This window comes from Arcicella sp. BE140, from assembly GCF_031456255.1.
GTDB lineage: Bacteria > Bacteroidota > Bacteroidia > Cytophagales > Spirosomataceae > Arcicella > Arcicella aquatica.
Window position 1 is genome coordinate 242,715 of record NZ_JAVDUE010000005.1, and the last position, 20,874, is coordinate 263,588.

At 35.5% G+C, this 20,874-nt stretch carries 14 protein-coding genes; 12 read left to right on the forward strand and 2 right to left on the reverse strand.

Going from position 1 to position 20,874, the window contains the following annotated elements; translation table 11 throughout:
• Positions 1-74: 74 nt before the first annotated feature.
• Together J2Y60_RS10470 and J2Y60_RS10475 are read right to left on the reverse strand one after the other, a co-directional pair.
• A complete protein-coding gene (locus J2Y60_RS10470) occupies positions 75-1,703 on the reverse strand; it encodes an arylsulfatase (protein WP_309917402.1) in 1,629 nt (542 codons plus the stop codon).
• A 275-nt stretch (positions 1,704-1,978) separates the two neighbouring features.
• Complete coding sequence (locus J2Y60_RS10475; protein WP_309917404.1) at positions 1,979-3,583, reverse strand: arylsulfatase; 1,605 nt, start codon at positions 3,581-3,583, stop codon at positions 1,979-1,981.
• Between the two features lie 617 nt (positions 3,584-4,200).
• Between J2Y60_RS10475 and J2Y60_RS10480 the strand changes: the two genes are divergently transcribed.
• From J2Y60_RS10480 to J2Y60_RS10535, 12 genes are all read left to right on the forward strand, one after another.
• The gene (locus J2Y60_RS10480) at positions 4,201-5,538 is read left to right on the forward strand and encodes a hypothetical protein (protein ID WP_309917407.1); all 1,338 of its coding nucleotides are present in this window, start codon (positions 4,201-4,203) and stop codon (positions 5,536-5,538) included.
• Positions 5,539-5,754: 216 nt separating this feature from the next.
• Positions 5,755-7,398 carry a TldD/PmbA family protein gene (locus tag J2Y60_RS10485; protein WP_309917411.1) on the forward strand — a complete coding sequence of 548 codons (1,644 nt, stop codon included), beginning with the start codon at positions 5,755-5,757 and terminating at the stop codon, positions 7,396-7,398.
• 119 nt (positions 7,399-7,517) lie between these two features.
• Positions 7,518-8,837: a TldD/PmbA family protein gene (locus J2Y60_RS10490; protein WP_309917414.1), complete on the forward strand. Its 1,320-nt coding sequence runs from the start codon at positions 7,518-7,520 to the stop codon at positions 8,835-8,837.
• Between the two features lie 254 nt (positions 8,838-9,091).
• A complete protein-coding gene (locus tag J2Y60_RS10495; protein WP_309917417.1) occupies positions 9,092-10,732 on the forward strand; it encodes a TldD/PmbA family protein in 1,641 nt (546 codons plus the stop codon).
• 121 nt (positions 10,733-10,853) lie between these two features.
• Positions 10,854-12,191: a TldD/PmbA family protein gene (locus J2Y60_RS10500; RefSeq protein ID WP_309917419.1), complete on the forward strand. Its 1,338-nt coding sequence runs from the start codon at positions 10,854-10,856 to the stop codon at positions 12,189-12,191.
• A gap of 147 nt (positions 12,192-12,338) precedes the next feature.
• Entirely contained in the window at positions 12,339-12,953 is a 615-nt protein-coding gene (locus J2Y60_RS10505) for a DUF4159 domain-containing protein (RefSeq protein ID WP_309917422.1), read from the forward strand.
• A gap of 3 nt (positions 12,954-12,956) precedes the next feature.
• On the forward strand, positions 12,957-13,940 hold the full coding sequence (locus tag J2Y60_RS10510; RefSeq protein ID WP_309917425.1) for a MoxR family ATPase: 984 nt from the start codon (positions 12,957-12,959) through the stop codon (positions 13,938-13,940).
• Between the two features lie 2 nt (positions 13,941-13,942).
• Complete coding sequence (locus tag J2Y60_RS10515; protein WP_309917428.1) at positions 13,943-14,803, forward strand: DUF58 domain-containing protein; 861 nt, start codon at positions 13,943-13,945, stop codon at positions 14,801-14,803.
• Between the two features lie 108 nt (positions 14,804-14,911).
• The gene (locus J2Y60_RS10520) at positions 14,912-16,111 is read left to right on the forward strand and encodes a BatA domain-containing protein (protein ID WP_309917431.1); all 1,200 of its coding nucleotides are present in this window, start codon (positions 14,912-14,914) and stop codon (positions 16,109-16,111) included.
• Positions 16,108-18,318 carry a DUF4175 family protein gene (locus J2Y60_RS10525; protein WP_309917435.1) on the forward strand — a complete coding sequence of 737 codons (2,211 nt, stop codon included), beginning with the start codon at positions 16,108-16,110 and terminating at the stop codon, positions 18,316-18,318. The genes J2Y60_RS10520 and J2Y60_RS10525 overlap by 4 nt, the downstream gene beginning before the upstream one ends.
• 16 nt (positions 18,319-18,334) lie before the next feature.
• On the forward strand, positions 18,335-19,978 hold the full coding sequence (locus tag J2Y60_RS10530; protein WP_309917437.1) for a hypothetical protein: 1,644 nt from the start codon (positions 18,335-18,337) through the stop codon (positions 19,976-19,978).
• 202 nt (positions 19,979-20,180) lie between these two features.
• A complete protein-coding gene (locus tag J2Y60_RS10535; protein ID WP_309917440.1) occupies positions 20,181-20,870 on the forward strand; it encodes an RNA polymerase sigma-70 factor in 690 nt (229 codons plus the stop codon).
• Positions 20,871-20,874: the final 4 nt, after the last annotated feature.

The window sequence follows — 20,874 nt, forward strand, 5'->3', positions numbered from 1 at the left end:
TTGAGTATTAAGCCTTGAGATTACTTTACAAAAGTACTTTTAAATTTCACACTCAAAACTCACCGCTTGATTTATTATTTACTTTTTCTAACTGGTAAAAGCGGAGCACTAGGTTTAATAGTATCATAATCTACTACACCATTTGCGGCAGCCCATTTGAAATAGTCATTTGAAAGCGCATCTACTATCAATGGATATTTGGCTGCTACATTCTGTGTTTCACCTCTATCTTTATCTAAATCAAACAACTGCCATTGATAAGAAGGATAGATAGAAACTAATTTCCATTTGCCTTTTCTTACGGCTCTATTGCCTGCTCTTTCCCAGAAAATACCTTCTTCGCGTTGTATTTCCTTGTTCTCAAAAAGCAACCCTGTCAAACTTTTTCCCGGTAATTGATTGGTTTTTATGCCATTAAATGTTTCAGGATATTTCGCTTCTGCCAATTCATAAAAAGTAGGTGCTAAATCAATTAAATGTGCCGTGCCTTTACTGATAGTCCCCGATTTTATTTTCTTTGGAAACCATGCGATGAATGGCGAGCTGATACCTCCTTCGAAAGCAAAAGATTTGAATGAACGGAAAGGCGAATTTGATAAGAATGACCAGTTTTTCCCTTGCGATTCAAATGAGCCTGAAGTTCCTACAGGGCCAGCATTTTTCCCTACTTTATTGCCTAAGTGTGCTACATCTTCCGCAGGAGCACCGTTGTCAGAAATAAAAACAATTAAGGTGTTTTCATCTTGTTTCAGTGCCTTTAGGCTTGCTATTAACTTTCCGATGCCTTGGTCAACTCTATCCAACATGGCAGCATACACTTCCATTTTAGCTTTCCAAAGTTCTTTTTCATCATAGGTTAAATTATCCCATTCAGGAATCTCTGCATCTTTTTCTGCAATGGTTTGTTTTTCGTCCAGAATACCTAATGATTTTAATTTAGCTAAACGATTCTTTCTCAGCGCATCCCAACCCAAATCGTATTTGCCTTTATACTTAGCAATGTCTTCTGGTAAAGCTTGCAATGGCCAATGTGGCGCCGTATAAGCTAAATATAAAAAGAAAGGCTTTTCTTGATTAGCTGGTTCGCTAATAAATTTTATAGCATGATTCGTTACTTCATCCGTAAAATAATATGAGTTTGGTTTTGGATGAATCTGTTGATTGTTTTCAATCAAGCTTACAGGATACGGTCGCCCAAGTGGAATATCTTCTGCATCAAAATAATTAGCACCACCCCCTAAAATACCATAAAATTGATCAAAGCCTCTTTGTGTTGGCCATACAGATTTATCTTTTCCTACATGCCATTTTCCAGAAAGATAAGTATTGTAGCCCGCTGTTTTAAGTACTTCGCCGAAAGTTAATGACTCTTTATTCAAAAAACCTTGGTATGGAGGCGAACCCAAATCAATATCAAAATAGCCAACTCCAGCTTTATGAGGATATTGCCCTGTAATCAATGATGCACGTGTAGGTGCACAAATCGAATTATTATAAAATTCTTTAAGTCTGATGCCTTCAAAAGCCAGCTTGTCGATATTAGGTGTATTAATTTCTGAACCATAAGCTCCAAGATCAGAATAACCCATATCATCTACCATGACTAAAATGATATTTGGCTTTTTGCTTTGGGCAAAAGTATATTGAATAGATAGGCTTAAGGCAAATAAAATCCCTATCCAAGTAAATGCTTTATTTTTCATAAGAATGATTATGCTAATTTATCGTCTTTAAAATTTGTAATTGAGCGAGAATATTTAAAACCCTTCATAAATTCCTATAAAAGATATTTCCCTTAAGTAAGGCCTTACTTTTCTTCACTAGGCTTGCCCGTCTGATACAAGAAAAGTAACCGCGCGGCGGACCGCAAAAGAAAGTCAAGAAATTCCAAACTCGCTCCGCTCAAACAGTGGAATTTCGAAAACTGCTAACGCCAGTGATATTCTAATATTTATAGTAGTAAAATTTTCACAGCTCCTTAAAACCTCGTTCCATTTCCGATTTGAACCGCAGGTTTTATTTTATCATAATTTTCTACATTATTTTTCTTTGACCATGCTTCATAGTCAGCAATTAATTCTTTTACGATATCAGGATTCTTGGCAGACAAATCTACTGTTTCACCACGGTCTGTGTCCAAATCATAGAGTTCCCATCTTTTTTCTGGATAAGTAGAAACCAACTTCCATTTGCCTTTTCTAACTGCTCTATTACCACCACGTTCCCAGAAGATAGGCTGTTCACGGTTCAGTTCTGTACCTTCAAATAATAATTTCTTCAAACTAACCCCTGCTAAAGCATTGGTTTTTACACCATTATAATTTTCTGGATATTTTGCACCTGCTACATCATAAAAAGTAGGAGCTAAGTCGATTAAATGCCCTGTTCCACGAGCGATGCCTCCAGCTTTGATTTTTTTAGGAAACCAAGCTATAAATGGCGAACTGATGCCTCCTTCATGGAAATTGTTTTTATAAGAGCGAAATGGCGTATTAGATAATGAAGCCCAACTTTGGTCTTGGTATTCATAAGAACCTGACGACCCAATAGGACCAGAATTTCTAGCACGTTTTCTGCCTAAAGGTGAATACCCACCTTGAGCACCATTGTCGGAAATGAAAACGATTAATGTATTTTCATCCTTTTTAAGCTCCTTTAATTTGGCTAACACTCTTCCTACGTTTTGATCAACACGATCGAGCATGGCAGCGTATACTTCCATTTTCTTTTGCCACAATTGTTGCTCATCATAAGTAAAAGCATCCCAACTAGGCACTTCTTCATCGCGTGTAGCAATAGGTTGTTTAGGGTCTACCAATCCTAATTGTACTTGTTTGGCATGACGAATGACTTTTAGAGAATCCCACCCTAATTTATACTTTCCACGGTATTTGGCAATATCTTCTGGTAAAGCTTGTAAAGGCCAATGCGGAGCATTGAAAGCTAAGTACAAGAAAAATGGTTTTGAACTCTTGTTTTGTTCTTCAATAAATGAAAGCGCTTTATCTGTAATGGTATTTGTTAGATATTCTCTCTCTTTTAGGTTAATTCTTTTATTGTTTTCTACCAATTCCACTGGCGCATCTTTTGCGTCGGCATAAAAATTACTAGCACCACCGATGAAGCCATAGAATTTATCAAACCCTCTCTGATTTGGCCAATACAAACTATCGTTGCCTACATGCCATTTACCAGAAAGGAAAGTATTGTATCCTGCTGTTTTAAGTACTTCGCCAAAAGTCAAAGATTCTTTATTTAAAAAGCCTTGATAAGCGGGCAAACCTAAATTGACATTAAAATATCCTACACCCGCCTTATGGGGATATTGACCCGTAATTAATGAGGCACGCGTAGGAGCGCAAATAGAGTTATTATAAAATTCTTTCAGCCTGATACCTTCAAAAGCTAGTTTGTCAATATTAGGAGTATTGATTTCTGAACCATAAGCACCTAAGTCTGAGTAACCCATGTCATCTACCATTACTAAAATAATATTGGGAGGCGTTGAGCTTTTTTTCTTTTGTGCAAAAGATGCCATTCCCAGCGACAAAAGACTAAATAAGAATATGTATTTAATTTTCATGAAATGGATAATTCTATTTAAACTATGGATTAAGTTATATAAAATTTTTAATTTAATACTTTGTGTATTATAGAACATGCAAGATGTAATCCATAATGTTATGGAATAAATGATAGTCCAGAAATGAGGAGATAGGCTATTGTTATTAGCTACAACAGCAACAATTTTGATTTGAAAAAATGGAGCTTGCCACTGTACGGAAACTTTCCCTACATTTTAGAAAAATGTATAAATTATTTATGTTCATAATTATTTTTTTAAAACTGTATTGACTCTTTTACTTGTTGGTGGCTAACAAGCAAAACTATTAGTCTATAATTTCTATAGGCAAATATGGTTTGTTGTTTTTAATTTTGCAAATTTTTTATTTAAAATATGTATTTCTTGCCTATGACGAGCTTCTAGCAAAACAAAAGAGAAATAAGATGTTTTTGGGTGATGTCGATAGTGGTTAGCAGCTATTGTATAAAACAAATAATAGGAAAATGTTAAATGATTATTTATTTTAGTATGATTTTAAACTAGCGTTTGTGTCCTTAAGGAAGAAAATGTATTGTTAAATGCTTATTATACCTAACTGAATTATAAAGCATTATAACATTAATAATTGTATAATAATGAATTTACCGAAAGAGCAAACAGAAATTTTTTCTGTGAAGATTTCTGTACAAAATGTTTATCGGATATGTTTGGGTGTATTCTGTTGTAATCTTTTTTTTCTATTCGGAACTTGGCTGAGTAAACAAACTTTTCTTGAAAGTGCCAAGTTTTCTGTACAGCTTATAATTGTTCTTTTAGATCTTACTAATGAGAACATCGTAGCATCATGGTATGCTTCAATGCTGTATTTCTCAATAGCCATAATTGCATTCTTATGTTTCTTAATTGATAACCAACACTCTGAAACATTGGCAAATAAGGTTTTCAATAGCCTTTGGATTATTATTTCTGCTATATTTTTCACATTATCTTTTGATGAGATGGGTTCATTTCATGAAGTAATAGGTGAAACCGCACTGCTTAAAAAATTAGGAGATGGAATAAGTACAGGCTGGTATCTGTTTTATGCTTTTATAGCTATTATAGGTTTAATAATGTTGTTATTCTTTTTTGTGAAATTCAGGCGCTATAAAATAGTATTATCGTTAAGCTTTATTGGTGTGATTTTACTGTTGAGTAACCCATTTCAAGAGCAATATGAAATGTCATCATGGCAAAACGCACCAAACCCTGCTACTTGGAAACGCCCAATGCTATTCTTATTAATCGAAGAGGGATCAGAAATATTTGCTTCATTTTTTTTATTTGTTTCATTCATAGTTTACTTACTTAAAAAGAGAACAGTTTCATCAATGGGGCAAATGTTTATAAAAATGGAGTTTGCTCTAAGTAAGCATTTTCTTGGGTATCAAGTTTTTACTATAATAGCATTAGGTATACTTATGCAGGTAGTATATCACTACCCTTGGACTATTTCTGGAAGAAGCGACACAGGCTTACCACAAAACTGGTTTCCATGTATTGCTAGTTTTAGTGCTTTTATTATTTGCTTATATTTCGACTTTTCTTTTAAGAAAAAAATGGGCTTTTTAAGAAGTATTTATATAATCCTTGCTTTTGTATGCCTGTCAACTTCAATCTATTTTGGCAGTAATATGTATTATTATGATACAACCTTTATTGCCAAAATTAAATTTATGCTTTTTGGCGCCATAATATTAATAGGAACAATTGCAATCTTAGAATTTAAAGGATACATCATCAGGGTACTTATACTAGGCTGGATTACTTTTTTTGCTTTATCTATTTATTGCACTGATTTCAACGCAACCGTTTGTGGATATGTATCCTTTTCGTTTCTTCTCATTGCTTTTTTACTTCACTATAAACGTCTTTTATTATTGAAAGACGGCTATCACTATATAGTTTTATTCTTTCCTTTCTTTCTTATCTAATAGGATAAAATCGTACACTTTTCTTTATAATTTCAAAAAACTCTAACAGATGTCGATAAACTTGTGCTTTTTGTCGAATAAGGAGATGGTTTTTGCGTTTTTATTTACTATTTTTAGATTATGCTGTTTTATCCATTTTGTAGAATAGGGTTGAATAGTCTATTTTGTCACGATTTTTACCTCATTTAATTTTAACTTCAATCAACAAACCCCAATATGAATAGAAGGGATTTTATCCAATTATCTGGTATGGGCTTAGGAGCCATGATGGGCTCGTCCGTTCCTGTTTTGGGAAATATGGTTACAGCAGAACGTTTGCTAGAACCCGCTGCAGATGTAGCCTTTAAAAAAAGAATGGCTGACATCGCTTTGAATGCTACCAAATCTCGTGGTGCTACTTATACCGACGTTCGAATCGGTAGATATTTACAACAATTCTTGTTTACCCGTGAAAACAAAGTTCAGAACATTGTTAATGCTGAATCTTATGGCGTGGGTATCCGTGTAATTGCTAACGGAACTTGGGGTTTTGCCGCAACAAGTGATGTTACACCCGAAGGCATTGCCAAATGTGCAGAAACTGCGGTAGCTATTGCTAAAGCGAATGCTAAAATCCAAAAAGAGCCTGTAATTCTTGCTCCACAAAAAGGTGTTGGTGAGGTTTCATGGAAAACTCCTATCCAGAAAAATGCATTTGAAGTACCTGTTCAAGAAAAAATAGATTTGTTGATGAAAGTAAACAGCGAAGCCCTGAAAAATGGTGCAGGGTTTGTTACTTCCAACTTGTTTTTAGTGAACGAGCAAAAATATTTTGCATCTTCAGATGGTTCTTATATTGACCAAGATGTACACCGCATCTGGCCTACTTTCACGGTAACTGCGGTTGATAAAGTGGCTGGCAAATTCAAAACACGTGATGCCATTAGTTCTCCAATGGGCATGGGGTATGAATACTTAGATGGTTTGGCAAGCGAAAAAATTGCGGCACCAAATGGTTTAGTAGGTTATCGTAATTCATATGACATGGTAGAAGATGCTATCATGGCAGCTAAGCAAGCTAAGGAAAAAATGACAGCTAAATCGGTATTGGCTGGTAAATATGATTTAGTACTTGACCCTAATCATTTAGGTTTGACTATCCACGAGTCGGTTGGCCACCCAACTGAGCTTGACCGTGTATTGGGCTACGAAGCCAATTATGCTGGAACTAGCTTTGCAACATTAGATAAATGGAAAACGAAGGCTTTCAACTACGGTAGCAAACAAGTGAATATTGTAGCTGACAAGACACAGCCATATACATTAGGTACAGTAGGATATGATGACGAAGGCGTACCTTGTAAAGAATGGGATTTGATTAAAGATGGTATTTTGGTAAACTACCAAGCTATACGTGACCAAGTAAATATTTTAGGAGAAAATGCATCACACGGTTGTTGCTATGCCGACAACTGGAACTCGGTACAATTCCAAAGAATGCCAAATGTGTCTTTACGTCCTGGTAAAGAAAAGTTGAGTGTTTTTGACATGATTAAGGGCGTTGAAAAAGGTATTTATATCATTGGGCGTGGTTCATATTCTATCGACCAGCAACGTTATAACTTCCAATTTGGGGGTCAGTTATTTTATGAAATCAAAAACGGAGAGATTGTAGGAATGTTAGATGACGTAGCTTATCAATCAAATACACAAGAGTTCTGGAATTCTTGCGCACAGATTTGTGATAAAGACGATTATCGTACATTCGGTTCGTTCTTTGACGGGAAAGGACAGCCTTCGCAAGTAAGTGCTGTTTCGCATGGAAGTGCCACGACTCGTTTCAACGGTGTAAATGTGATTAACACAGGACGTAAAATATAGTTTAGCTCAGCTGTGAGCAATCAGCTTTCAGTCGTCAGCTTTCGGAATAAATTATTTTTCAATCCGAAATCCGATAGCCCAATGCTGATAGCTCGAAGAACTCTTAATCTCGAAAAAAAATGTCAATTATATTAACAAAAGAAGAAGCTAAAAAGATAATAGACAAAGTTTTAGCATTTTCAAAAGCTGATGAAATGAGTGTGGCACTAAGTGGAAGTCGCACGGGAAATATTCGTTATGCTCGAAATTCTGTTTCTACAAGTGGGGAGTCACTAGACCTCTCTTTGGCAGTAACAGCAGTATTTGGCAAACGTGCTGGTACAGCAACTATCAATGAATTTGATGATAAATCCTTAGAAAAAACTGTTAGAAGAGCAGAGGAAATAGCCAAATTAGCACCAGAAAACCCTGAATATGTACCGATGCTCGGGCCACAGAAATACATAGAATCTGGAACGTTTGCACAAAGTACAGCAAGCATTGACCCTGATTACCGTGCAAAAGCTGCTTTTGAAAGTATTGACCCATGTTCTAAAAAGAATTTGACAGCAGCAGGGTATTTAGAAGACTCTTCAGGCTTCAATGCCATTGGAAATAGCAAAGGACTTTTCGGTTATAACAAATCTACTTCCATTGATTTTTCAATTACGGTGCGTACTGCAGATGGTTTAGGTTCTGGCTATGCTATTCGTGATTTCAACGATGCTTCAAAGCTGAATACAAAGTCGGCTACTGAAGTTGCGATGCAAAAAGCATTGGCTTCAAGTTCAGCAAAGGCGTTGGAACCGGGGAAATATACTGTAATCCTTGAACCTGCGGCATCGATTGATTTATTGCAAAATATGATGCGAAGCTTGGATGCCAGAAGTGCAGATGAAGGAAGAAGTTTTTTGAGTAAAAAAGGTGGGGGTATACGTCTGGGAGAAAAATTGTTTGACGAAAGAGTAAGTATTTTTTCTGACCCTGCCAATATTGAAATTCCTAAAGCAGGATTCTCAGGGGATGGTCGTCCACAAGAAAAAATCTATTGGATAGAAAATGGCGTAGTTAAAAACCTAACCTATTCAAGATTCTGGGCAGAGAAAAAAGGAGTGAAAGCTACACCACCACCATCAGGATTTATTATGGCTGGCGGTTCAGAATCATTGGCTGACTTGATTAAAGGCACGGAAAAAGGTATTTTGGTTACACGTTTCTGGTATATCCGTGCCGTTGACCCTCAAACATTATTGTACACAGGACTTACACGTGACGGTACTTTTTATATTGAGAAAGGAAAAATTAAGTACCCAATCAAAAATTTCCGTTTCAACGAAAGCCCCGTAATTATGCTTAATAATTTAGAAGCAATGGGGGCTCCGATGCGTGTAGGAGGTAGTTTGGTTCCTCCGTTAAAAATAAGAGACTTTACCTTCAGTAGTTTATCTGATGCTGTATAGTTAATAAAAGGTGGATGGTCTGGATTGTCAGCCATTCACCTTCTTTATTTAACCATTCATCAAAATCATACTTTTCAAAGTATTTATATCTTCATCAAAAACAATATATTTAGGTATTTGGAAAAACCTATCGAACAGGTTTGAAGGATTATTTATTGATATTTTGGTAATACTCAAAAGCATCATTAGGTATAAATTCTTAGCTGTTTTTAAGTATTTTTCCTCTATCTATTCAACTAAAAAAACTAAAAGCTTTGAAAAGAAGAGATTTTATTCAAATGTCAGGCTTGGGAATGGGTGCGTTGATGCTTCCAAATATTCCAATCGTCGGAAGGCCTGTTTCCGCTGAGGCTCTTATGGATGGCTACGTAGATGTAGCAGTCAAAAAAAGATTAGCTGATGCTGCACTCAATGCCGCCAAAGCTAAAGGAGCAACTTACACAGATGTAAGAATTGGGCGTTATCTCAATCAATATGTTGTAACGCGCGAAGACAAAGTTCAAAACATTGTCAACACAGAATCTTATGGCGTAGGCGTGAGAGTAATTGCCAATGGTTGTTGGGGTTTTGCAGCCGTAGTGGATGCCAAATCAGAAGCTGATACAGCAAGAGCCGCTGAAGAAGCTGTAGCTATCGCTAAGGCAAATGCTAAATTGATGACTCAGCCTGTACAATTGGCCCCTCAGAATGGCTATGGCGAAGTAAGCTGGAAAGCTCCTATTCAAAAAAATGCTTTTGAAGTACCTATCAAAGAAAAAGTAGATTTATTACTGGGAGTAAATGATGCCGCCATGAAAAATGGTGCCAATTATGTAAACTCGGTACTTTTCTTGGTAAATGAGCAAAAGTATTTTGCTTCTTCGGATGGTTCGTATATTGACCAAGATATTCACAGAATTTGGCCAATCTTTAATGTGACTGCTATCGACCCTAAATCTGGGAAATTTGAGACACGCAGAACATTAAGTGCTCCGATGGGAATGGGCTATGAATACCTACAGACCAACCCTAGCGATAAAATAACAGGCATCACTACTCGCTACAACAAGGGTTATGATATGTTAGAGGATGTTATCGCAGCCTCAAAACAAGCTAAAGAAAAACTTACTGCCAAGTCAGTTGAAGCAGGTAAATACGATTTAGTATTAGACCCATCACACTTATGGCTAACCATTCACGAATCTGTGGGTCACCCATTAGAGCTTGACCGTGTATTGGGTTATGAAGCCAATTTTGCGGGTACTTCATTTGCTACACTTGACAAATGGCAAAGTAAAAACTTCAATTATGGTAGTAAACAAGTAAATCTATTTGCGGATAAGACACAGGTAGGTTCGCTAGGTGCCGTAGGTTGGGATGACGAAGGAGTAAAAACCAAACAATGGGATTTAGTAAAAGAAGGTACTTTGGTAAATTATCAAGCCATTCGAGACCAAGCACATATTATTGGCGAAAAAGAATCTCATGGCTGTTGCTATGCAGACAGTTGGTCGTCAGTACAATTTCAACGTATGGCAAATGTTTCGCTTGCTCCGGGCAAAGAAGCGTTGTCAGTAGATGAAATGATTAAGGATGTTAAGAAAGGAATTTATATTGTTGGTGATGGCTCGTTCTCGATTGATCAACAGCGTTATAATTTCCAATTTGGCGGACAATTGTATTATGAGATTAAAGATGGAAAAATTGTAGGAATGCTAAAAGATGTAGCCTATCAATCTAATACACAAGAGTTCTGGAATTCTTGCGTAAAAGTTTGTGATAATCGTGATTATCGTTTGGGTGGTTCGTTCTTTGATGGCAAAGGTCAGCCTTCGCAATCAAGTGCAGTTTCACATGGTAGTTCAACGGCTCGTTTTAATGGTGTGAATGTAATTAATACAGCACGTAAGATTTAATTTAGCTATGAGCAGTGAGCCTTCAGCTTTGAGTTTTTTATAAAACATCAGAGTAATAAAAAGCTTAAAGGTCATAACTCACAGCTTAAAGCTTATCAAACTCTTTAATCTCGAAATCAACATGTCAATAATATTAACTGAAAGTGAAACTAAGGCCTTATTAACAAAGGTTTTAAGCTATTCAAAAGCAGATGAATGCGAGGTAAACCTGCTGGGAGAGACTCGTGGGAATCTTCGTTATGCTCGAAATGAAGTATCAACCAGTGGAGCTTTAACTAACCAAAACCTGACTGTTCAGTCGGCTTATGGGAAAAAGGTAGGGGTAGCAACCATTGATGAATTTGATGATGCTTCTTTAGAAAAGGTAGTACGTCGTTCAGAAGAATTAGCAAAGCTTGCTCCTGAAAATCCTGAATATGTAGGCTTATTAGGACCACAAACTTATATTAAATCTACAGGGTATTTTGATTCAACAGGAAGTGTTACACCTGATACACGTGCAGAGGCCGTTGCAAAAAGTCTGAAACTATCTAGAGAGCAAAAATTAGTTGCTGCAGGCTTTTTAGAAGACCAAAAAGGCTATACAGCCATGATGAATTCAAAAGGACTTTTTGCTTATTACAAAAGTACCAATGTGAATTTTTCATTGACTGTTCGTACAGAAGACGGTACGGGTTCTGGCTATGTAGCTAAGGGTTATAGCGATGTGAATAAATTAGACACTGCGGCTGCTACTAAAATCGCTATACAAAAATCATTGGGTTCAAAAGGTGCTAAAGCATTAGAACCTGGAAAATATACCGTTATTTTAGAACCTACGGCTGCGGTAGTATTGTTGGAAAACATTTATTACGATATGGATGCCCGAAGTGCTGACGAAGGACGTTCATTTTTCAGTAAGCCTGGGGGCAAAACTAAGCTAGGAGAGAAGATTGTTGACGAAAGAGTAACGTTTTTCTCAGACCCTACCTATCCAGAATTACCTGCTTCCCCTTGGGCTGGTGACGGTCAACCACAAGAAAAATTGATGTGGATTGAAAAAGGCGTTGTTAAAAATCTATCTTATTCAAGGTATTGGGCCAAAGAAAAAGGTGTAAAACCTGTTCCTTTTCCTAATAACATGATTATGCCAGGAGGAACGGCTACATTAGAGGAAATGATTAAAAGTACGCAGAGAGGTATCTTAGTTACTAAGCTTTGGTATATACGTTCAGTAGACCCACAAACGTTATTACAAACGGGACTTACACGTGACGGTACTTTTTATATTGAAGATGGAAAAATCAAGTATCCTATCAAAAATTTCAGATTCAATGAAAGTCCGATTATCATGCTTAACAACCTTGAGATGTTAGGTAAAACTGAGCGTGTAGTCAGCACAGAATCGAATCAAAATTACATGGTACCGCCAATGAAAATCAGAGAATTTACCTTCTCATCACTTTCGGATGCGGTATAAAATAAAAGCTGTAAGTATTGAGCTCTGAGCTGTAAGATTTTAGTTTTGCATTTTTCAGTTTAATTCCTTCATCATACAAGAAGAATAAATCTATGAAACTTTGTAAAAGCTCAAAGCTTATAGCTCATAGCTTAATGCATATCAAATATGAAACCATTTATTTTTACAAGAATTCAATATGCTTCTGGAGATTGGGATACAGACCAACGAATGCCTTCAAATATCCTTAATTCTTTGGTAGAATATACAACCATACCCATTGATGATAAAGAGAAAGTAGTTCTGTTGAGCAGTAACGAGCTTTTTAAGAGTCCTTTTTGCTATCTGAGTGGGCATAAATTAGTAGAATTCTCTAGTAAAGAACGAGACAATTTTCGCAAATATGTAGAAAACGGAGGTTTTGTATTTGTGGATGATTGTAACCATGATATTGATGGACTTTTTGCCAAATCGTTTGAACAAGAAATGGGAAGAACATTTGGAGAAAAAGCCTTACAAAAAATTCCGAATACTCATCCAATTTACAATTGCTTCTTTCACTTTGATGGCCCTCCAACAACAAGTTTTGAACTTAACGGTTGGGGCGACGACCTTGTGCATGACTACCTAAAAGCCATTATTATTAACGGACGAATTGGTGTTTTGTACAGCAACAAAGATTATGGATGTGAATGGGATTATGACTTCCGAAATAAACGGTGGCTCGCAGAAGACAATACAAAATTTGGAGTAAATATCATTCAATACGCACTAACAGTTTAGACATTGGAAAATAAAGACCTTACTTATTATAAAACATTGGTGGCTAAATTGCCATTACTAAAAAAAGAAATTGCTAAAGTAATTGTTGGACAAGAAGAAGCGATTGATGAAATCCTTATTTCTCTTTTAGCAGGGGGACATTGCTTACTCGAAGGTGTTCCTGGTCTAGCAAAAACGCTGATGGTAAAAACCATTTCAGAGGCTTTGGAGATGGCATTCAAAAGAGTACAATTCACACCTGATTTAATGCCAGGTGACATTGTAGGAACAGAGATTTTGGAGGAAGACCATGAAACTGGTAAGAAATTCTTCAAATTTAACAAAGGACCTATTTTTGCAAACATCGTTTTGGCGGATGAAATAAACCGTACGCCACCCAAAACGCAGGCGGCTTTGCTAGAAGCCATGCAAGAATACAAGGTAACTTATGCAGGGACTAATTATGATTTGCCAAAGCCTTTTTTAATTATCGCTACGCAAAACCCTATCGAACAAGCGGGTACATATCCACTTCCTGAGGCACAATTAGACCGCTTTTTGTTATATATCAAACTGGGCTATCCTTCTGAAACAGAAGAATTACAAGTATTAAAAAGTACGACAGGCGTAGGTAAGCAAACTTTGCAAACCATCATGACTGATGAAGATATTATTACTTTACAGCAGCTAACACGTCAGGTACATATTAGTGAAGAATTGATTGTAAAAATCAATCAACTCGTAAGGTCAACGCGTCCAGCTAATTCTGATTCAGCTTTTGTAAAACAATGGTGTGATTGGGGAGCAGGACCAAGAGCAGGACAAGCCCTAGTATTATGTGCTAAAGCTAGGGCCGTATTGCACGAACGTTTTTCAGTTTTACCTGAAGATATCAACACCCTTGCATTCCCGATTCTAAGACATCGTGTTTCCCTTAATTTCAGAGCCGATGCCGAAGGAATTACTACGGACGATGTAATTGCTGAATTATTGAAAAATTTGAAATAATTATGGCATTATTATCCACCGAATTAATAAAACTCAACAACCTACAACTGGCTGGTAAATTAGTCAGTGAAGAGCTAATGTTGGGGATTCATCATAGTAAACGCTTTGGTTACGGAATAGAATTTGAACAATATAAGCATTATCAAGCTGGTGACGACCCTAAGCGAATCGATTGGAAACTATATGCAAGAACTCAGAAACATTTAGTCAGAGAATCTTCAACTGAAAGTAATTATCACCTTAGATTTATTATTGATTTATCAGGGTCGATGAATTATACAGAGAATGGTGTAAGTAGGTTACAATATGCTAAAATACTGTTGGCTTCATTAGCTTATCTGGGTTATCGTCAAGGAGATATGATGAGTTTGTATGCCTTGCAAAATGGAGAAGTACAAACATTAGTCAGTTCAGGGAAAGAGTCTTTTCAAAGAATTTTATATGCCTTAGAAAAAGCGAAAGCTAGTGGAGATTGGTTAAACGAAAATCCTAAATTTCCCATCTTTCAACAAAAGCAAAAAGAGGTTGTCATTTTTGTTTCCGACTTTTTACAAATCAATGAAGAATGGTTGAATTTGATTAAGAATCTAGCTAATCCGCATCGAGAAGTAATGGTTTTTCAGGTATTAGGCAAACAAGAAATAGATTTTGATTTAAAAGGATTTTTTCGTTTTAAAGATTTAGAAACTGGTAAAGAAGTTGAATTGCAAGCTGAAAGTATCAAAGCCGAAGTATTGAAAAATGCAGAGAGTTATCTTAAGAACCTGACATTGGCATTACAAATTCCTTTTGTGTATTTACTCAGAACCAGTCTTGAAGACCCTATTGCTAATGTAATCAGTGAATCTTTGAAAAGAAGGTAAGGGTAATTTGGGCAATTGGCTTTAGGCTAAAACATCTTACTCTGAATAGGAATTTTAATATACTTTGATTTGCATGAAGCATAAAGCTTATTGCATAAAGCAAAAAAAATGGAATTATTAAATCCTTTGATGCTGTGGGGAGCATTGGCGATTGCAGTGCCAATTATCATTCACTTTTGGCATCAAAAAAAAGGAAAAGTTATAGACTGGGCAGCAACAAATTGGTTAATCGAAAAGAATCTTCAACAATCTAGAGGCATTCGATTAGACAATATTTTTTTGCTTGTACTCAGATGTTTATTGTTGCTTTTACTCTGCTTGTTATTAAGCAAACCATTATTGCATACGTTAAACAGTCATCAGGAAGCTCATAAAGTTCATTTGGTTCAGAAAAATTCATTTGTTGTCAATAACTATAAATTTGAATTAGAAGAGGCTTTAAAAAAAGGAGAAAAATGTTATTGGTTTACCACGTCCTTAGAAGCTGTAATCGACTTTAACCAAGTTGCTAAAAACGAAAATATTGATGGTATAACAATACAAAATAGTTTAAATCAACTAAGCGAACTAATTGGTAACGAACAGATTAATATGTACTTCGTTAATTCAGAAGCATTAGCGAGCTTACCTCATATTTTTGTGCCAAATACTTTTTCGATACACAGCTTAAAGGATTCAAGTCAACAACAAACTAAGCCTTATCTGGCATTTGAAGATAATAAGAAAGTCTTCATTGGTTCGAATAATTTATTAACCGCTACATCTGATAACATTGCAAATGGAGTAGTAAAGCATACTGGTTTGATAAAAGTGCTCATTGAAAACAATGATGATAGTGAAAAGCAAAGTATTAAAGCTTCTCTCGCAGCATTATCACAAACCTACCAATTGGCATTCCAGTTAAGCGAAAAGGCAGAAAATAATGTTTCTTATGACATTATATTTAGCAACAGTCCTCTTAAAAAAGGACTTACAAACAATACACTGTATTTTTTCTCAAATACGAATAAGTGGGTGGTAACAGAACAGCAGACAAATCAGATATTAATTCCTGATTTATTAAATTCACAACATACCGAAATGGTTTATAATGGCTTACTTCCTGAATTCTTAGGAGAAAAAATTATTCAGCATTTTGGTTTACAAAACGAATACAAAGCATTAAGTCATCAACAACTCAATTCATTATTTAAAGCACAGAAATACTTCAAAGCATTGTCAAATGATTGGTTTCCAAAGTCATTGCTCTTGATTTTTATTTTACTGTTAGCTTTAGAAAGATGGATTGCCATTTATAAAAACTCATGAATCAACTAAAACAAATTATCACAAAAGTCAAGTTTCAGCTATATATTATGGCTGGTTTGATGTGCTTATTGGTGGCTGGTTCGGCATATTTCTGTTTGTTATTATTAGTAAAGTCTTCAGCTTTAGCAATAGCTGGTTTTATACTAGCCTTGCTTATAATGGCATTTATCACAAAACTTTTTCAAAACAAAAGCACAGAAACTATTCATCTGATTCATCAAAAAATTGAAAATACAGAATACAGCCTTGAATTATTAGCCATTGAAAGTCCTAATTTGGCTCAACAATTACAATTAGAACGCCTTTTTTCACAAAACCATTATCAGACTCCATGGGTTTTTAAGAAAAACTTGATAGTCTATTTTGTAGTTTTTATGTTCTCATGGGTTTGTTATGCTTTTGTGCCGAGTTTACTAAACAAACAGTCACAAAGTGTTGACCAAGAGAAACAAAGTGCCCCTCATACATCTCAACAAATTAGTATTCCTGTTTTTACAAAAGCCAAACTAACTGTTCAAGCACCTGCTTATACAGGTTTAGGTATTGTTGAAAGTCAGAACATGAATGCATCTGCCATCGTAGGTTCGTTATTAAAATGGCAAATACAATTTTCTAATACTGAACACCTTTCTATGAAACTGGTTAATAATCAAGGGGATGAAATTGCTTTTAATAATAATAAAGGATTATTTGAACATTCCGATCAGCTCTTAAGCTCGGGCTTATATGCCTTTAAAGCCTATTGGAATGATTCATTGATTTATCAATCAGACTATTATCGTCTGGAAGCCATTCCAGACTTAGCCCCAAAAATAGAACCAGCGTCTAAAGAACTATATAAATTACATTACTTAAAAGACCCTAAAAATGTACAAATTTCAGCCAAGATTTCAGATGATTTCTTGGTAAGTCAGGCATTTATTGTAGCTACCTTGGCAAGAGGTTCTGGGGAAAATGTGAAATTCAGAGAAGTAAAAATTCCTATTTCCAATGTCAATTTTAAACAAACCAATGTGATTAAAAACATTGATTTAAAGGCTTTAAATTTTGCTCCTGGCGACGAACTTTATTATTACTGGGCAGCATTTGACAATAAACGTCCAACGCCAAATTATACAAAATCAGATACGTACTTTATTGTTTATAAAGATACGACTCAAGTAGAGGAAGCAGACTTAGCAACGATGGCGATGAACATCATGCCAGAGTATTTCAGAAGTCAGCGACAAATTATTATTGATACTGAAAAGTTAATTGCCAAAAGAAAAAAGCTTCCTGCTAAAGAATTTAATAGTACTTCTAATGAAATTGGTTTTGATCAGAAGGCTCTTAGATTACGTTATGGACAATACTTAGGGGAAGAATTTGAAAATTCTATTGGCTCTGCCAATGCTTTGCCTAATGAAAACGAAGCAGGGGGAGATTTATTAAAAGGATTCCGCCACGCACACGACGAAGGCGAGCATGACCATGAAGCTGGTGAAAAGCATGAAGAACATGACCACGGTGGGAATAAACCAGATACGGATAATAAAGACCCATTAGCTGGTTTACTGGCAGATTATGTGCATTCACATGATGACGGTGAGGCAAATACCTTCTATGAGCAGTCTACTAGAAGTCTCTTAAAAATGGCTTTAGAACAAATGTGGCAGTCGGAATTACACCTACGGATGTATGAACCTGAAAAAGCGATTCCGTTTGAAAAAAAGGCCTTAGAATATTTGAAATCGGCACAACATAAGGCGCGTACTTTTGTGAAAAAGACGAGTTTTGACCCACCACCGATTAAAGAAAAAGAAAAACGTTTAACGGGTGAATTGACAAAGTTTAATGAGAAGTTTTCATTTGAAAAAAACTATTCTCAACAACAAATTGAAAGTTTGGTAGCAGAAGTAATAGGCATTGCTAGCACAAAGGCTGAGAACCAAAAATTATCGGTACAGAATAAGCAAAAGGTATTATTGTTAAGTACGATAATGAGCTCAAAAATCATCAATAGCAGTTTGAACAATTGGTCAATTCTGACAGCTTTGCAAAAAATGATTAATGATAAAGATTTATCAAAAGCTGAAACAATTTCTTTGCAGAATAAGCTCTATCAATTGCTTAACAAAACACTTCCAAGTAAAAACAACCTTTCAAGTCCGTCATATTTAGGAGAAAAGAAGCTAGAAAAAGCCTTTTGGAAGAATGTTAGTTTATAAAAAATAAAATTCATCAATGATATTAAATCTATTTACGATAAATTCTTTTGGTACTTTCGACTGGCTTATTGTTCTGGCTCTGTTGGCTTTACTGTTTGTACAAATTGTGGCGATATGGCAAAAAAAATCTGGTTCAATGTCCAGAATTTGGTTAAAAACAGGATTGAATTTGTTACTTTGGCTCACTGTCTGCTTATTTTTTATTAATCCTACCATAGAAAAGTCTATTGATTCAAATAAGATATTATTAGTAAGCGATAATATTCCCCAACAAGCCATTCAAACAGTAAAAGATAGTTTAAAGATTAGCGAAGTATTTTCTCAAAAAGCTTTCAATCGTCAAGTCATTGATAATCCACAATTGATTAGTCAGCTTGGTAAAATTTATTTGTTTGGCGAAGATGCAACGCCAGAATTATTGAGTAAACTCAATCAAAAAAGCATTTATTGGATTCCTTATTTTCAACCCGATGAATTACAAGAAATACATTGGAAAGGCGTGCTTAATAAAGGAGAAATACAGCAGATAGATGGTAAAATCAACTCCTCAAAAGCACAAATGCTTCGATTGAAATATGGCAATCAAGTGATAGATAGCCTAAAATTATCAAAAGGGTTCAATGGCTTTCAGTTACGCTTTACTAATTTTTCTATTGGCAAAACAGCTTTAATATTAGCTTTAGAAGAGAAATCGTTGCAAGAAGTTAATTTTTTCAGCCTCAAAAATCAACCTAAACATTTTCAGTTTATCTTATCAAATCCTGACTTTGAGAGCAAAACTTTAGCCGACTGGCTCGGAAAAAATGGTAACCAAGTAGAAACGATTACCACAGTAGCTAAGAATACACAAAGTACATTTTCAATTAATGCTGCCAAGAAATTTGTACCAGATATTATCATTACAGACCCTTCAAATGCAGGAAATAGTTTGGTAAAAAAGGCTTTTGCAGAAGGGAAAAGTATTTTATTTATCAATGTAGAAGAACCTGATGTTGCTATTAAAAGTATTAATCAACATTTAGGGACAAAATGGAAAGTAAGAAGAACTTCAACACAAGAAAACCTTGTTATTTCGCAAGACCTGACGGCTCATCCTTATCAGTTTGAAACTGTCGCATTTCAAAAAGTCGTATTTGAATATCCTATTGCGATACAAAAACATTATGGCAAAGTGGGCATTAGTTTGTTAAACGAAAGTTTTCCTTTGATACTTAGTGGAGATAGTATTACTTATACTAAAATCTGGCAAAGTACATTTCAGGCACTAAATCCGTCTTCTGACAATGCTATTCGTATTGATGCTCCTCTTTACCCAGATGTTGTAGAAAACCTTAAAACTGTACAGAATACTGAAAACAGGATTATCGTTGCGAAAGATACTGCCTTTAGCACTCAATCGGGTATTAATCCCTTATCTGCGGAAGCAAAATATACTTTTAGAAAAACTGGATGGAATACCTTTCAGGATAGTTTAGCGGTATATGTAGAAGAAAATCAAAATGATATTGCCAATGCAAAAAGCATCAAGCCATATTTAAAAGAAAGTATTGATAGTACAGGCAATACAGCTCAAAGTATTTCAACAAGCCTTCCTGAATGGCTTTGGTATGTTTTAATTGTGTTGCTTCTCACAGCCTTATGGCTTGAACCTAAGCTTTAATCTTCTTATCTCTATCACTAGACAGGTACTTAAGTCCCTGCCTAGTGATAAGGGTTTTACTTGCCTATTTCCCATCCATTCTTCCAATTTTAAAATTTATTCAAAAAAATCTCCAAATGACTAAGGGGCTTTTTGATAGATTGTGTCTTACCTTTATATACGATAGAATAATTCAAAGAATTTTTTGTTAAAATCATAGCTTATGAGTCCCTCAAAAATACATGAATCCGTTGATGAATTAAGTAATCTTACGGTTACTCAGCTAAAAGCTTTAGACGAGGAAGCACAAGATATTACACTTGAGGGGAAAACTGCATTCAATGATTCTGAGCTTTTCATTCGCAAGGCTTTTGAGGAATCTCCGCAAAAAGGTTGTGAAATGTTGTTTAGGCGTTATCATAAAATTCTTTGCAGTCATGCTGTGCGTTTTGTGTATTCAAAAGAGCTTGCAGAAGATTTAGTCAGTGAGGTATTTTGTAGATTTTGGAAAACCAAAGCTTACCTTACTATCACTTCTTCCTATCGTTTTTATTTGTTTAGATGTGTTCGGAATGAGGCTTACAATCATATTCGTTCTGAGTTTAAACAGTTGGATGAGCTAGATTCAGCTATTCATTTTGAATCAGCACTTGGACAACGACCTGATAGCATTACGCAATTTGAAGAGGTATTTCATCAGGTAGAAGAATTAGTAGAATCGCTATCACCACAATGTAGAAAAGTATTTCTGTTAAATCGGTTTGAGGGCAAAAAATATCAGGAAGTCGCCACCGAATTAAATATTTCTATTAAAACGGTTGAGGTACATATTGGAAAAGCATTGGCAATTATTCGGAAAGGATTAAAAGAGCATTGGTTAATTAGTATCGTTTTATTTTTAATGCAGCATTAACGTT

Coding starts and splice junctions, on each gene's coding strand:
- J2Y60_RS10475 (WP_309917404.1), bottom strand. CDS start 3,583: ATGAAAATTAAATACATATTCTTATTTAGTCTTTTGTCGCTGGGAATG.
- J2Y60_RS10520 (WP_309917431.1), top strand. CDS start 14,912: ATGGAATTATTAAATCCTTTGATGCTGTGGGGAGCATTGGCGATTGCA.
- J2Y60_RS10470 (WP_309917402.1), bottom strand. CDS start 1,703: ATGAAAAATAAAGCATTTACTTGGATAGGGATTTTATTTGCCTTAAGC.
- J2Y60_RS10535 (WP_309917440.1), top strand. CDS start 20,181: ATGAGTCCCTCAAAAATACATGAATCCGTTGATGAATTAAGTAATCTT.
- J2Y60_RS10505 (WP_309917422.1), top strand. CDS start 12,339: ATGAAACCATTTATTTTTACAAGAATTCAATATGCTTCTGGAGATTGG.
- J2Y60_RS10525 (WP_309917435.1), top strand. CDS start 16,108: ATGAATCAACTAAAACAAATTATCACAAAAGTCAAGTTTCAGCTATAT.
- J2Y60_RS10530 (WP_309917437.1), top strand. CDS start 18,335: ATGATATTAAATCTATTTACGATAAATTCTTTTGGTACTTTCGACTGG.
- J2Y60_RS10515 (WP_309917428.1), top strand. CDS start 13,943: ATGGCATTATTATCCACCGAATTAATAAAACTCAACAACCTACAACTG.
- J2Y60_RS10490 (WP_309917414.1), top strand. CDS start 7,518: ATGTCAATTATATTAACAAAAGAAGAAGCTAAAAAGATAATAGACAAA.
- J2Y60_RS10480 (WP_309917407.1), top strand. CDS start 4,201: ATGAATTTACCGAAAGAGCAAACAGAAATTTTTTCTGTGAAGATTTCT.
- J2Y60_RS10485 (WP_309917411.1), top strand. CDS start 5,755: ATGAATAGAAGGGATTTTATCCAATTATCTGGTATGGGCTTAGGAGCC.
- J2Y60_RS10500 (WP_309917419.1), top strand. CDS start 10,854: ATGTCAATAATATTAACTGAAAGTGAAACTAAGGCCTTATTAACAAAG.